The organism is Colwellia sp. C2M11 (assembly GCF_018860915.1).
Taxonomy (GTDB): Bacteria; Pseudomonadota; Gammaproteobacteria; order Enterobacterales; family Alteromonadaceae; genus Colwellia.
Genome location: NZ_JAHKQD010000052.1, coordinates 1 through 14,598, shown reverse-complemented (window position 1 = coordinate 14,598; position 14,598 = coordinate 1). Strand labels below are relative to the sequence as shown.

Below are 14,598 nucleotides of genomic sequence, written 5' to 3'. Positions count from 1 at the left end.
TAAAGCAAAAGGTTTTCTCCAAAATATAATAACGATGCTAACCTAAGGAGCCAATAATATTGACCCTCACATTATCTGGCACTTCATTATAAGATAATACACTTAAGCTGCCTTTAGTAAACGAACGAGCATAACGTGCTAATAAAGGCCTTAACTGCGGAATCACTATAAGTACAGGGGTAATCCCTTTACTTTTCATATCATCCATAATAGCTGGCATAGTACGTTGAAATTGACCAAGTAAATTAGGATCCACCGGGAAGCTATCTAATGCGACTTTACCTGACTGCATTGCTTGGTCAAGAGAACTTTGCATCGTTTGTTCGAGTTTTTCATCTAAGCTATATACGGCTAGTTCATCTCGCTCACCCATCACTTGTTTAACCAACACTCGCTGCAGCGCGCAACGAACATCAGAAGTAAGTAAAATAGGATCCTTTGTCACTTCAACACTATCAATGAGAGTACCAGCAATTGTTACTATATCACCTAACGCAACATGTTCACGTAAAAGTAAGCGCATCACTTTAAGTTGTAAATTGATCGGTAATGCTTTTTCAAGCGCTTCAGCTAGACCTGGTGAAATCTCTTTCAAACGTTCATTGAGGCGTTGGATATCCTCATAGCCAAATAATTCATCTAAATGCTCTTTAATAACTTTACCAGTATGAGTCGCAATAACAGTGCCCAAATCAACAACTGAATACCCCATATTTAAAGCTTTAGCTTTCGCCTCTTCTGGTATCCACACTGCTTCTAAGCCATAAGCAGGGTCCGTTGTTAATTCACCATCTAGCTGCCCATATACATCCCCCGTATTTAACGCTAACAATTGTTTAGCATTTAGCTGCGACGAAGCGACTGCTATACCAGCAAGTTTAATTTTATACTCTTGTGGGTTTAATCTCAGGTTATCTTTAATTCTTATTTCTGGCAGTAAAAAGCCTAATTGTTCCGATAAATTTTTACGAACACCTCGTAATGTCTTTACAAGTTCTTCACCTTTACCTTTATCAGCAAGGTAGACCAGTCGAAAGCCTAACTCAACAGATAACTGTTCAACATGAGGTATGTCGTTCCATTTTAGTGCAGTCTGCTCATTGGATATTGACTCGGTAATACTTTCAGCTTCTATTAAACCATCATCTGGTGATGACTTTTCTAAACGCCAAGCAGCATATAATAAGGGTAAACCAAAGCTCACAAAAGCAAGCATTGGCATACCTGGCACAACACCTAAAATGAGCATTACTAGTGCAGCGGTAAAAATAACGCGAGGTGAGGCTAATAGTTGCGATCCAACAGTTTCACTAATATCACCGGCATCATTCATTCTGGTAACAATAATTGCCGCAGCCACAGCAAGTAGTAATGAAGGAATTTGTGCTACAAGGCCATCACCAATGGTTAATAATGCAAAGCGTTGAAATGCTTCAGCCATACTCAAATCATGCTGAAAAACACCGATGCAGACACCACCAAGTAAATTAATGACTAAAATAATGAGTCCTGCAATCGCGTCACCACGAACAAACTTTGAAGCACCATCCATAGAGCCATAAAAATCAGCTTCTTGCGCAATGGTATTACGTCGCTCTTTAGCTTGTTCAGGACCGATTAAGCCGGCATTTAAATCTGCATCAATTGCCATTTGCTTGCCAGGCATAGCATCTAAGGTAAATCGAGCAGCAACTTCAGATATTCGCTCTCCACCTTTCGTAATAACTACAAAGTTGATAATCATTAATATAATAAATACAACAATACCAACAACATAGTTACCGCCAATAACCACTTCACCAAAAGCTTGGATTACACGACCAGCAACATCTGAACCTTCATGACCATGGAGTAAAACTACACGGGTTGACGCAATATTAAGTGTCAACCTCATTAAGGTCGCCACTAATAAAATCGTTGGAAAAACAGAGAAATCGAGTGGTCTTTTACTCGAAACAGCAACTAATAACACAATAACAGAAAGCACGATATTAAAAGTAAATAGCGTATCTAATAGCCAGGCAGGTAAAGGCAATATAACCATAGATAAAATGGCTAAAAGTAATACAGGTATCGCTGTATAAGGTCGAGTAAGGCTACGCCAGTTCAATGTAATACTCCACAGTTATGGTTTCTGCAAATTTGCAGGGATTTTAAGTTTAGGTAATGGGGCTGGGGCTTGTCCACGTCCCTGTTTATAGGCTTTTAATTGCATAACATACGTTAAAACATAGGCAACGGCAGTATAAAGTCCTCTTGGTACCTCTTGATCAATACGAGTTGAAAAATAAACAGCTCGTGCAAGCGCAGGTAATGCGATAATTTCTTTATTGTGATTACGGGCGACCTCGCGAATCCGTAAAGCCATCTCATCCATCCCTTTAGCAACAACGTAGGGTGCTTTTGCTTTATCTTCACTATAGCGAATGGCAACAGCATAATGGGTTGGATTGGTAATAATGACATCAGCATTAGGCACTCGTTCTTCTATTTTTCGGTTAGCTTGTTGATACTGAATTTGCCTAATTCGATTCTTTATTTCAGGGCTACCATCTGATGACTTTCTTTCTTCTTTTACTTCTTGATGAGTCATTTTTATTTTACTTAGCGTTTGATGCTGCTGAATAGGTACATCAATAGCTGCAACAATTAGTAATAATGTTACGGTAATAATCATTGCTAGAAACAATAACTCTATACCATGAGAAATAGCTACATAGAGATCTTGGCTTTGTAAAGCCACTAGTTGCCCCCACAATTGCGTCAAAAAAGTATACAAACAAATACTGAGCAAAGTTATTTTGACAATTGATTTGAGTAATTCTATTAATGTCTGTTTACCAAACATTTTCCCTAAACCTTTTAGGGGATTAAGTTTACTAAATTTAGGAGCGACTAAGCTCATAGAAAACACAAATCCGCCGGGTAAAATACCCGTAATCCACATAGCGACAAACCCTAAAAGTAAATAAGGCACTAATGTAGAAAGCATATCTAAAAGTGCATTACCTAACGCTATAGGCATTAATTTTTTGTTATCCAGAATACTATGATCTAACATCATAGTGTTATGCATTATCTCTAACAATAAACTATAAAACATATCTGCAAAAAAAAGTAAGCCCGCGATACTAATCATTAACAAGATAGCGGTATTCAATTCTTTAGAACGCGCAACTTGACCATCTTTACGCGCTTTTTTCAAGCGCTTTTCGGAGGGCTGCTCTGTTTTTTCTTGTGAACTATCTTCAGACATTACTTATCCCATAGCCTCAGAAAAAACAGACAATACATGGTAGGTTAGATTTGAAAAAGCACCACCAGTATATGTTAATGTCATAAATACACAAAAGAAGCCCATTAACAAAGCCATTGGAAAACCTAATACAAAAATATTTAACGAAGGTGCTGCTCTACTAGCAACACCAAAGGTTAAATTAACTAATAACATTGCAATTACACCAGGTAAAGATAACAACAAGGTAGAAGCAAAGAGCCAAGCAAACAAATTAAGGATTGCACGAATATCAACCTCATAAATACTTGTACCTATCGGCCATACCGTAAAACTTTGTGTCATTACATGCAACGTTATTAAATGCCCATCAGCAGCAAAAAAAAGCAACGCCGCCATCAACCAAAATATCTGGCCTAATAACGCGACCTGACTACCACTGCCAGGATCCATAACCAGTGCCATGGATAACCCCATTTGCATTGACAGTACCAAGCCCACTAAAGACATAACTTCAAACAGAATACGTAACGAAAGCCCCATCAATACGCCAAATATGACCTGCTCAACGGTTAATAATACAGCATCAAAAGAGAAAATATCAATTGCCGGAGCCAATGGTAATTGTGGCGCAATTAAAAAAGACAACATCATTGATAGTAGAATTCTAGATCTAGGTGTTACCACTGGGCTATCAAAAATAGGCATAGACCAAAGTAATGCTGAAAAACGCACAAATGGCCACCACATGGTACCCATCCAGCTCACAATATCTCCACTAGTAAGCTCAATTAATGAATTCAACCAAGTGTTCCTGGAATCATAAATTTCAAATTATCAAACCATTCCAACATCGTCCGTACCAGCCAGTGCCCGGTAAAGACTATCATCAAAAGGGTTAGTATCATTCGCGGTAAAAAGGTCAGCGTTTGTTCCTGAATAGAGGTAGCACCTTGAATAACGGCGACTATAATGCCAAGAATTAAACCAGGTACAATTAACACTAAAATCATTTCGATAATAGTATAAATTGCACTTGCTACAAGCTCCATTGCCATTTCAGGGGTCATGGTAACATTCCAAAAGTTGCAGCTAGCGTCCCAGCCAACATTGACCAACCATCCGCTAACACAAAGATCATTAATTTAAAGGGTAGACTAATAATCAACGGTGATAACATCATCATCCCCATTGACATCAAGATACTAGCAACCACCAAATCTATAATCAAAAATGGAATAAATAACATAAAACCTATTTGAAAGGCTGTTGTTAACTCACTTAACACAAACGCTGGCATAAGCACTTCAAAAGGTATTTCTTGTGCGCTCAATGTCGTAGGTTCGTTGGCAATAAGTAATACCTGATGCAATTCACTTTCACGCGTTTGTTTAAGCATAAATGCTCGAAGTGGTACTTCAGCCTTAAGTAACGCTTCTTCAAGGCCAATGGTTTCTTCTTGAAATGGTTTATAGGCATTATGATACACATCTTGCCAAACAGGTCGCATTATCAACACAGTAAGCATCAGCGCAATCCCAATCAATACACGATTAGGCGGACTTTGCTGTAACCCCATCGCTTGGCGCAAAATGGCTAATACAATAATAATGCGAGTAAACGAAGTGAGTACCATCAGTAATGCAGGAATTAAACTCAACAGAGTCATTACTAATAGAATTTGTAACTTTACGTTATAATCTTGACCTTCCTCTGTTGATTTCAAAGAAAATAACGTTAATTCTTGCGCATTTAACCAACCAGGCAATAGCAAAGTCAATAACAAAAAGCCTATTTTAATGTATGCGCTTTTGCTCATTGCTTTATGATTCCTGCGTAGATGATTCTTCGTCGTTGATAAATTTTAAACCATATTGACCATCAACCATCACCACTTCAGCTTGAGCAAAACAAACGCCGTTAACTTTAACATCTAAAGGTTGCCCCGCTTCTTTATCTAAGCGAAGTACATCCCCTTGTTTAGCTTGACTTAACTCACCTAAGGTAATTTCTGTGCTGGCCACTTCTAATGTAATCGTTAAAGGTACACCTTCAAATAAAGACATATTATTGTCTTGCTTATTATCAACTAACTCATTGTCGATATCGTCTAAATCTAAGGCATCTAATGCAGCATCTAAATTGTCATTCATACTATAATTCACTCTTTTCTGGTATATCAGTAACTTGAAATGTCAGATTTGCATCTTGCTCTGCAACCTGTCCTTTTAAAAATGTTGTTTTACCAAGCTTAAATAGTGCTGGAGTATTTAATTCAATTGGTAAAATAGCGCCATTCATACACGCTTTTAATTGTTTTAGTGTCACTCTTTTTGAAGCCATTTCAACACGGCCTTTTACTATAAATTTATGGCTACAAGCCATAGATAATGGCTGAGCATCCTTGTTTTGAGCATTTGTTAATTTTGAAGTATTAAAAAAGCTAACAGGTAACCAAATAAACCAACTAACCACCTCTTCTTCAAGAATAAGTCTCACTTTAAATGCTAAGTGATTTAATGAATTAGGAATAGCTTCATCTTTACAAATTTCTGCAGCAAGGCTACCACGTTCTTTAAATAATAAATATTGTATGCCTTGTATTTGCCTTTGTAATAGACGCCCACAAATTCGTGCTTCGGTCGCACTAAGTTCAGACTTTGGCTTATCAACTGATTCTAAATTACCATCTTGAGCTAAATTATCATCTGACGCTAATTTTTCATCTTGAACTGAGTTATCATCTGATTCTGACTTATCATCTTGGATTGAGCTATCAACTGGCGCTTTTTTATTTACCGAGTTTAGCACGCCACCGAGACATAAATCAGCCATCCGGTGAGCACTTTGATAATCGAACGACAAATAAGTATCTTCATCCTCTGGCACAAAAGAAGCACTTTTCACAAACACCCTAGGCGCTTCATTAAACCAACTATAGATAGCTGTATACGAACAAGGGGTTACCTCTATAGAGAAGCTACTATCATTAAAGAGTTTCGCTAGCTCAATCTCTAACACCTTATTTAAATTTACATTTGCAGCAGATTTAACCGCTGCTTCGTGAATTCTTTGTTCTAAAGTCAAAGGCAGCACTGCAAATTTACTCGCTTGTTCAGCTTTAATAAGCTTACTTTTTGACGGGGATAAAATTTTCATTGCTATCGCTTTCCAATTAAAAATGTAAATACATTCATGTTATTTTTCTTGCTTAGATAAAGCCTGCAAGTTTGCGACTAAATCCATTCGTTCTTGCTCGTTCTTTGTTGCCCATTCAAGTCCAACAAATTTCAACTGCTCATTAATGCTTTTGCTGTACTTAACCAAACCAGTAAAACTCTCTATTTGGTTAAAAGCAACAACTACTCTTTTTGGTAATTTTTTTTCGGCCGGAACCAATAACCCTGCACCACCAACACTGACATTTTTAATAACCCCTTGACAAATTTGATAACCAAATAGCCAAGGATGCTTTAATTTAACCGCAATACCACTTCGTTGTATTGCCAACGACAAATGCTCATCTTTATGATTTAAATACCAACGTTTATATAGGCGTTGGTTTTCTTTTTCCCACTCTTGTTCTGTTATCTTATTGTCATTCATCATTGCTTTCCAAGCGCATCACTGGCTTATTTGCTGTCGCCGCGCTCGCTGACTGTTTAATAGGATTTTGCACATTATCGTCGGCAAAAAGATCGTTAATTTTCTTTTCTGCATCAGATGTAAGCACGAGTAACTCAACCCTTCTATTCTCACTTGCTGTTTTATCTTTCTTGTTCAATAGGCGATTTGAAGAAAATGAATTAACTTGCATTACTCTCGAAGCTGGCATACCACCCGCAGCCATAATTTTTCTAGCTTGTTGTGCTCGTTCAGCTGAAAGCTCCCAATTGGTATAGGTTTGTCCTTTAAATGGGCTTGCATCACTATGCCCTGATATTATAATTTTATTGTTAATATCTTTGAACATGCCGCCTAGATACAAGAACAAATCCTCAAAAAAAGGTGACATTGTTTTTTGTGAAGGAGCAAACATCGTATGATTGTCATCATCCTTAATAATTATTCTCAAGCCTGAAGGTACCTCTTCAACTAATATATTATTATTTAATAGCTCTTCCTTCGAAAGCTCTTCAAAACTTTTTAATAACAAACTTAATTCTGATGAAGCAGCAAATTCGCTATCAATAGCCGAATTCAATTTATCTCCATTACCTGCAAGTGGTTCTTTATCTCCTTCAGGAACTTGAAGGTATTCACTTATACCTGGCAGAGGATTATCTGGTGGTAGACGATTTGAGGCTTGATTATCAATAATTGATGGCGACCCCCCTAAATCGATAGGAAAAGGACTATTGCCCTGCTTAAAAAAAGATGGACTGCCATCAAACACTGAATGAGTACGCATATAATGCGCAATTTTTTTACGCTCTGCATCATTAGTAATAGCTAAAATCCAAAGCACCATAAAAAAAGCCATCATTGCTAACGTAAAATCAGCAAACGCAACTTTCCAGGCTCCGCCATGTTTACCATGACCTTTATTACGACGGCCACGCTTTATTACAATCAGTTCAGAATTTGACATTATGCTGCTCGGTTATTAATCCATTGTTCCATGGTTGTAAAGCTAGGCTTAATTTCTTCATTGATAAGCTTACGTCCAGAATCAATAGCAACAATAGCAACATGTCCTTTAGCGTGCGCAACCAACATAGCTCTAACACATTCTAACAATGCCATTTGTTTTTTTACATACGAGGCCATCGCTGTAGATAGAGGCGCCATTAAACAATAACAGGCAAAAATACCAATAAAAGTACCAACCAATGCCGCAGCAACATGGTAACCGATCTCACTCATTGGGCCATCAAGATGTTGCATAGTAATAATAATCCCGCCAACCGCTGCCAAAATACCAAAACCAGGCATAGCTTCAGCAATATCACCTAGTGCATGTGATGGTTTTAGTTTTTGCTCTTCAATGGTATAAATTTCTTGCTCTAATATTGCATCAAAATCATGAGAATTAATTTTACCCATACTGTAAAGTCTAAAGTTATCACAGATAAAGGTTACTAATTGTGGAAACTCGGCCACTTTAGGATAAGCGAGAAATATCGAGCTTGTTTCACTATTCTCTACATGGTCATCCAATGCCTTGATGCCTTTACTTTGAACTAAGTCAAGCAATGAGTACATTACCATGAGTATGTCGTGATAAAGATCTGTTGTATGACTGTTTTTATTACTAAATAATTGATACTTTAGCTGTGATAACATTTCGAGCAATACAAACTTTGAGTTACCCACAATTAACGCTCCTATACCAGCGCCAAATATAATTAAAAATTCCGCAGGCTGCCACATTGTGGCTAGATTCCCACCGGCGAATGCAAAACCACCTAATACGGTACCAAGCACCACCAGTAAACCTATCAATCGTTGCATATTTGCTTCCTCGGTTATTCGCTATGTTTGAGTTTTCGGGTTAAGGCAACTAATGCCTCTTTATGAAGTTGACACACTCTCGCTTCAGTAAGTTCAAGGGTCAAAGCTATTTCTTTCATATTCATTTCATAGGTGTAATAAAGCTGTAGTAACAGTTTATTTCGCGCCGGCAGTGTTGCCATAGCGGCTTGTAATTCCATTGCTGATTCAGCTTTTGACAGTGTATCATCTGTAGGCGAGCAATATTGTCCACCATCATCAAGTAAACTTTCTAAGCTATCCATCGCTTCTGCTTGGGTAATATAATGAAGTTCTAGCAATTCATCAGGGCTTACCTTTAATGCCGCGCACAGCTCACTATCATTTGGCTCTCTGCCAAGCCTCTTCACTAAGGCTCTTGTACAATCTCTTAATTTATGGGATTTTTGTCTTAACTGTCTAGGTCGCCAATCAACACGCCTAAACTCATCCAGCATCGCACCACGAATACATTTGAACGCATAAGCCGCAAATTTTTCATCTACATCACGCCCATAACGACGTATAGATGAAAGTAAGGCAACCAAACCAATCTGTTGAATATCATCGACATCAACAATGACACCAAGTTGAGTGCGCATATGAGCACCTGCACGCTTAACTAAATAAGCATACTTTGCTAATAATTCACTTTCTTTTTCTGCAGTCAAGGTGCTATTTTCACTGACTTGTTCAGACCATTCCGTTTGAACTAACATGCTTTTCCTTACTGGATAAAAACATTAGTTATAATAACATTACTTAACTCGAGGTCCGATTTCGTCTTTAATACCGAGTTAAATTTCTCCAACAGTGTTTTTTGCATTTGTTCTATATCGGTAAACTCACTTTTCACATGGTCTCGATCTAAGTTCACAAACCTTTTTACTAATTCATTACGCAAAAGTGGCGCATAAGTTTCTGCAGTAATTGAGCTTTGTCCATCAGCAGGAATCGCTAGACTTAAATCTAATACTAAATAGCGAGTCAAATTTTCATCGTTAATACTTATAATAAAACGTTCCATAGCAAAGTACTGCTCGGTTGCGCTTACCACTTCTCCTTTGCTTTGCTCTTCTGAGTCTTGACTATCTAACAATTTACCTGCAAAAAAAGCACCTGCAAGTAACACCACTACAATAATTCCTATAACGACTTTATTCACTTATCCATACTCCAACTATTCTTAAACTAATCGATTCAACCAATCTCTGGCACTATTTTCTGTTGTTTTTAAAGTAGCTTCTTCTTCAATAGCTGTATTTTCAGCTATATCCATTTCAGATGTATCCCCTGAATTATCGGATTGTTGCTGTTTTTCCCCTACATCAACTTCAACGGTAACATCACCAGCTTGTGATAGTGAATGTCGTAACTGATCCAGTGTTTGTTGCATAGCTTCACGTATTTGTGCATTACCTGCAACTAAGTGAACTGTCGTTTTATCTCCTTCCACACTAATGGCAATTTCAATACTACCTAACTGCGGCGGATCTAAGCGTATTTGTGCTCTTTGTATTTGTTGGCCTATTTGTAAGCTCACTTTATCACTAAGAACATGTAGTAAACGTTGCCCCCACTCATTTGTGTTACTCGTTAATTGCTCTTTACGCCATTGTTGACTCACAGTTTGAGTCTCTGCTGTGGATCCAAAAGCAGGTTTTGAAAGGGTATGTTCACGATTTTCAACACTACTTAAAACTTGCTGGATTAATCCTTTTTGAAAATCTTTTTCATCATTTAATACTACCGACGAAGCCAATGTATTAATAGCATCAGCCGTTGTAGACTTATGATTTATATTACTTACACCACTGTTACTTGATGAATTCTCAGATAAAAGTCGCGTAGCTAAATATTGGTCTTGTACTGTATTATTAACTCCCGAAGGTTTCACTAATAACTCACTCTGTTGGCTACTTGAGAGCAACTTATCTGCTTGTATCAATGGCTTTATAATATCGGGGTTTGTGGTAGCGTTTGCTGCGTCATTAATAACGGTTGAAGCTGGTTGAATAGTCGTTGACAGTGGCAGTACGTCATTGCCATCTAACTTACTCATTGTATTTATTTGAGTAACTATTGGATCCACTAACTTAGCATCACTAGCTTTGGCTCCATTTTCAACCGGAGATATTGACGTTATGTTTGACAAAGAAGAGGTTAGATTATTTGACACCGATGCCTGTACAATAAGATCTTCTGACAACGTTATCGGTTGTGTTTTAAAGCTCTGCGCTCTAGGGTTTTGAATAAATGCTTGTAATTCATTCGGCGTATCTTTATTTGTACTATCTAGTTGTTCATTATCAAGCAAGACATCACTCGCTTCTAGACTCTGATCATCTACCAAAATATCAGGCAATACAAATACCAATGCTTCTTCCGCATCATCATATGTTTGACTAGGATCAGTAGAGTGCTCCGATGGCTTGGAGTCCAACGACTTCGATGTTGTCGCTAACGTAGCTGTAGCTGTAGCTGCATTTAGGTCAGCAGTATTTGTGTTCGCTGATGAATTTGAACTTTGCGAAGAATTTGCCTTGATTTGGCTATCACCTAAAACGTCTTGTTGCGCTATAGTTTGTGTGCGTAGTTGAACCGTCATTGCCCAATGCTCTCTGTCAATTGTTTATAAGCTAGTATTCCATCACTATCTGTTTGGTGACGTTGCATTTTTTTACTCATATCTTCTTTTTGAGCATTAATCAGTTGTATTTTTTTTTCATAATCTCGTTTTAATGAGACTAATTTGGGTTCAAAAGATGTAAACCAAGAAGCTTCTTTGATTCCATTAATTAAGGACATCAATTGACGATCAGCCTCACGAATCTTATGCCAATTACCTTTTTCAATGGATTCTGCCATATACAATAAAAGTGATTGTATTTTTTGTTCAGCCTGCAACTGATTCATAAATAATTGTTCCGCTCAAAACCACAATGACAACACTTCTGTTGATACCAAATTTATTTAATTCATTAATATTGCAAAAAACACACCAACTGTCAAGTAACTGAAAAACAAGAAATAATCTTACTTTGATTCAAACTCTGCGGAAGCGGAACTTCCGCATAACGGAAGTAAATGGAAGAGAATTTACCCATTTATTATTTAACTGAATTCAACTTAATAAACATCTCTCTAGCAACCACTTTCCTGACTTCATCGTCAAATTCACTTATACAAGATGAGCTATTGAGACTCTACTTGCTTTACTGACTTTTTATATAAAATAGAAAAACTATCATTCTTTATTTTATTAATGTATATATTCATCTATTTGATCAGAACAATTCAGTACTCTTAAAAATAAAAAACCAGTTGCGATGCAACTGGTTTATAAAAACATATTTCTTAGGTAATTATGCTACCTGTGAACCTAATCCTTTCCAACCTTCTTGTAGATTAGTCATGACAGTACGAACAGAATCAATATAGCTTAAATCATTTTTTAAACTTGCTTGTAAAAGTGATTGTCCACAGTGTTCATATAAATTTCGCATATTAACGGCTACTTCACTACCTGACTCTAAATCAAGTGAGGCTTCTAACCCCCCCAAAATACGCATCATTTTTTCAATACTTTGCGCTTTTTTATCATAGCGCTTTTGATTAATATGGCCAGTGACACTCTCTAATTCATCTAAAAAACCATCAAACAGCATCAACACTAACTTATGAATATCTGCACCGGCAGCACGACCGTCAATAGAGGTGCTTTTATAAGCCGAAAAGCCGTCATTTATGTCTAACATTATTAATCCTTAACCAAATTGACCCATTGTAGATTCTAATTGTGCAATAGTCTGCTGCATTTGTGTAAATTGTGATAAATAACGTTGATATACTTGCTCCATTGAGAATTCATGGCTTTCTTGTTGTCTAGTAATAATATCTAAACTAGCTTGCAAGGTATCTTTTTTATCAGTAATTAAGCCGTAGCTTTTTGTATAAGGTTCTATTCTTTTTTCTAATTTCGACATTATGCCGTTATCGCCGGTAAGCATCTTAGTCAACAAATCAGGATCAGAAATCAATGCATCTTCTAATCTATCACTATTTATTTGTAAATTACCACTACGATCAAATTCGATCCCTACCGAATAAAGTGTTTTTCCTTCAAACGTACCTTGAAAATCATTACGTAATGAACGCGCTAGACTACTTGCTAAGTTATCTCTTTTTAAATCATCGTTCGTTGTTATACTGCTTGATAAATTGTTAAACGCATCGACAAAACCTTGAATATTACTCTTGGTATTTTCTACATCTTGCCCAACCGAAACGTGCGCTGGACTATCTCCGGCTGCTTGTACTTTCGTTAGGTTAAGCGTTACCCCTTCAATAACAGTATCAAGTGTATTGGTTGAAGAGGTAATTGTAATAGCAGACGTTGCCCCTAACTTAATGATAGAGTCTTGTGCTGCGGTAAGCTCGGTTTGCCCAGTGATAGCGCTAGCTATATTACCACCATTGATATCAGGAGCAATTGCAGCAGGTGTAAAGCTAATCGTTATTTGATTTGCAGCACCCGACTCTTCACTAGTCATCACTAAGAATGTTTCAGTGCCTGAACGTATAACGCTTGCTTTAGCACCTTTATTATCAACATGCGAATTGATGGCACTCGCTAAATCACTTAACGAAGCGCCTGCTGCAAGTGTTGATAAATCAACACTGAACGAATCACCTGCTAAATCAATATTTAATTCACCATTAGTACTTAAGGGTAAAGTGGTATCAAAACTAAGTGCCACTTGGTGTGCTTGTGCTAATTGTTCAACAAAAACATCATACTCACCTGGTGATGCACTACCTGTCGTTGTAATATTAAGCGCAGCTTCATCAGTCACAGTAGCTGAATTTGCTAAAAAGCTGCTATCGCTATCAAGATTATCTGACAAACTATCATAAAAGCTGGTTAATGTGCTTTTTAAACTATCAAATGCACTTATTTTACTAGAAAATTCATAACTTTTATTGCTCAACAACTGATCTTTTGAAGCACGTTCAATTTGTGTATATTGACTAGCTAAATTAGCTGGGTCAATACTTAATGCTGATAAAGACATTTTATTCTCCAAGTATTTATTTTAATAAATAAAAACTCAAATGAATTTTTATTTATTAAAATAGCTATATTACCAATAGCTATTTTAATTTGTAACATCAATTAGTACATTAAACTATTAACGAAGTAATGAACCAATCATTTGTGTTGTGCTGTTCGCTGTACTCAATACCGAAATACCTGAGTTCATTAACAATTGCTGCTTAGTCATGTTAGACGTTTCTGCCGCAAAGTCAGCATCCATTAACGTAGATGACGCAGCTTGCGTATTCTCTTTCATGTTAGTTACGTTCGTCATGGTATGCTCAAGACGATTCATTGATGCACCTAACGCTGAACGAGCACTGCCAATACCTGCAATCAACGTATCAATTAGCGCTAAATGAGCTTGCGCCTCAGCTACAGATGCAAAACCACCTGTAGTTAGACCTTGAATATCATCAATATTTTTAGCCACACCTGTAGTGGCATCCAAGGATCCTGAGATATCAACCGTTAGCGTTTCAGCAGTGCTTGAGCCTACTTGAAATTTAACACCAGCAGCATCAGCAAATTTATTCCCCGTACCCTCTAGTAATAAGGTACCACCAAATGAAGTGTTTTTCATAATACTATTAAGCTCAGCAGTCAAGGCTGTATATTCAGCACTTTGTGCAGCCCATTCAGTAGTGCCATTCGCGTCACTAGCACCTTGTGTTGCAAGCTCTTTCATACGGTATGCAATGTTAGTCATCTCATCAAACGCGCCTTCCGCTGTTTGCATCATTGACATCGCATTATTACCGTTATAAATACCGGCTTCTTGACCTTTTACTTG

The 14,598-nt window shown here is 37.3% G+C and carries 17 protein-coding genes; all 17 read right to left on the bottom strand.

Features of this window, described 5'->3' with window-relative positions; genetic code table 11:
• Window positions 1–37 precede the first annotated feature (37 nt).
• Window positions 38–2,110 carry a flagellar biosynthesis protein FlhA gene (gene flhA / locus KO509_RS15410; RefSeq protein ID WP_215974159.1) on the bottom strand — a complete coding sequence of 691 codons (2,073 nt, stop codon included), beginning with the start codon at window positions 2,108–2,110 and terminating at the stop codon, window positions 38–40.
• Window positions 2,111–2,125: 15 nt separating this feature from the next.
• The gene (gene flhB, locus KO509_RS15405; RefSeq protein ID WP_215974158.1) at window positions 2,126–3,256 is read right to left on the bottom strand and encodes a flagellar biosynthesis protein FlhB; all 1,131 of its coding nucleotides are present in this window, start codon (window positions 3,254–3,256) and stop codon (window positions 2,126–2,128) included.
• Window positions 3,257–3,259: 3 nt separating this feature from the next.
• A complete protein-coding gene (gene fliR / locus KO509_RS15400; protein ID WP_215974157.1) occupies window positions 3,260–4,039 on the bottom strand; it encodes a flagellar biosynthetic protein FliR in 780 nt (259 codons plus the stop codon).
• Entirely contained in the window at window positions 4,036–4,305 is a 270-nt protein-coding gene (locus KO509_RS15395; protein ID WP_215974156.1) for a flagellar biosynthetic protein FliQ, read from the bottom strand. Before KO509_RS15395 ends, fliR begins: the two co-directional genes overlap by 4 nt.
• Window positions 4,302–5,054, bottom strand: coding sequence for a flagellar type III secretion system pore protein FliP (fliP, locus tag KO509_RS15390; RefSeq protein ID WP_215974155.1), 753 nt, complete (start codon window positions 5,052–5,054; stop codon window positions 4,302–4,304). Before fliP ends, KO509_RS15395 begins: the two co-directional genes overlap by 4 nt.
• A 4-nt stretch (window positions 5,055–5,058) precedes the next feature.
• Window positions 5,059–5,388 carry a FliM/FliN family flagellar motor switch protein gene (locus KO509_RS15385; protein ID WP_215974154.1) on the bottom strand — a complete coding sequence of 110 codons (330 nt, stop codon included), beginning with the start codon at window positions 5,386–5,388 and terminating at the stop codon, window positions 5,059–5,061.
• A gap of 1 nt (window position 5,389) precedes the next feature.
• Window positions 5,390–6,394: a flagellar motor switch protein FliM gene (locus KO509_RS15380; protein ID WP_215974153.1), complete on the bottom strand. Its 1,005-nt coding sequence runs from the start codon at window positions 6,392–6,394 to the stop codon at window positions 5,390–5,392.
• A gap of 39 nt (window positions 6,395–6,433) precedes the next feature.
• Window positions 6,434–6,844, bottom strand: coding sequence for a PilZ domain-containing protein (locus tag KO509_RS15375; RefSeq protein WP_215974152.1), 411 nt, complete (start codon window positions 6,842–6,844; stop codon window positions 6,434–6,436).
• Window positions 6,834–7,826 (bottom strand): flagellar motor protein MotB, encoded by a 993-nt coding sequence (locus KO509_RS15370; protein ID WP_252727638.1) that lies wholly within the window; start codon window positions 7,824–7,826, stop codon window positions 6,834–6,836. Before KO509_RS15370 ends, KO509_RS15375 begins: the two co-directional genes overlap by 11 nt.
• Complete coding sequence (gene motA / locus KO509_RS15365; protein WP_215974151.1) at window positions 7,826–8,689, bottom strand: flagellar motor stator protein MotA; 864 nt, start codon at window positions 8,687–8,689, stop codon at window positions 7,826–7,828. The genes KO509_RS15370 and motA overlap by 1 nt, the downstream gene beginning before the upstream one ends.
• A 14-nt stretch (window positions 8,690–8,703) precedes the next feature.
• Window positions 8,704–9,426 carry a FliA/WhiG family RNA polymerase sigma factor gene (locus KO509_RS15360; protein ID WP_215974150.1) on the bottom strand — a complete coding sequence of 241 codons (723 nt, stop codon included), beginning with the start codon at window positions 9,424–9,426 and terminating at the stop codon, window positions 8,704–8,706.
• Between the two features lie 8 nt (window positions 9,427–9,434).
• The gene (locus KO509_RS15355; RefSeq protein ID WP_215974149.1) at window positions 9,435–9,872 is read right to left on the bottom strand and encodes a flagellar basal body-associated FliL family protein; all 438 of its coding nucleotides are present in this window, start codon (window positions 9,870–9,872) and stop codon (window positions 9,435–9,437) included.
• 21 nt (window positions 9,873–9,893) lie between these two features.
• Window positions 9,894–11,315: a flagellar hook-length control protein FliK gene (locus KO509_RS18135; RefSeq protein ID WP_252727636.1), complete on the bottom strand. Its 1,422-nt coding sequence runs from the start codon at window positions 11,313–11,315 to the stop codon at window positions 9,894–9,896.
• Window positions 11,312–11,623 (bottom strand): hypothetical protein, encoded by a 312-nt coding sequence (locus tag KO509_RS15345; protein WP_215974148.1) that lies wholly within the window; start codon window positions 11,621–11,623, stop codon window positions 11,312–11,314. The genes KO509_RS18135 and KO509_RS15345 overlap by 4 nt, the downstream gene beginning before the upstream one ends.
• Window positions 11,624–12,072: 449 nt before the next feature.
• Complete coding sequence (fliS, locus tag KO509_RS15340) at window positions 12,073–12,465, bottom strand: flagellar export chaperone FliS (RefSeq protein WP_215974147.1); 393 nt, start codon at window positions 12,463–12,465, stop codon at window positions 12,073–12,075.
• 9 nt (window positions 12,466–12,474) lie between these two features.
• Entirely contained in the window at window positions 12,475–13,782 is a 1,308-nt protein-coding gene (gene fliD, locus KO509_RS15335) for a flagellar filament capping protein FliD (RefSeq protein ID WP_215974146.1), read from the bottom strand.
• A gap of 117 nt (window positions 13,783–13,899) precedes the next feature.
• Window positions 13,900–14,598: flagellin (locus KO509_RS15330; protein WP_215974145.1), on the bottom strand; the 699-nt coding region annotated here is incomplete at its 5' end.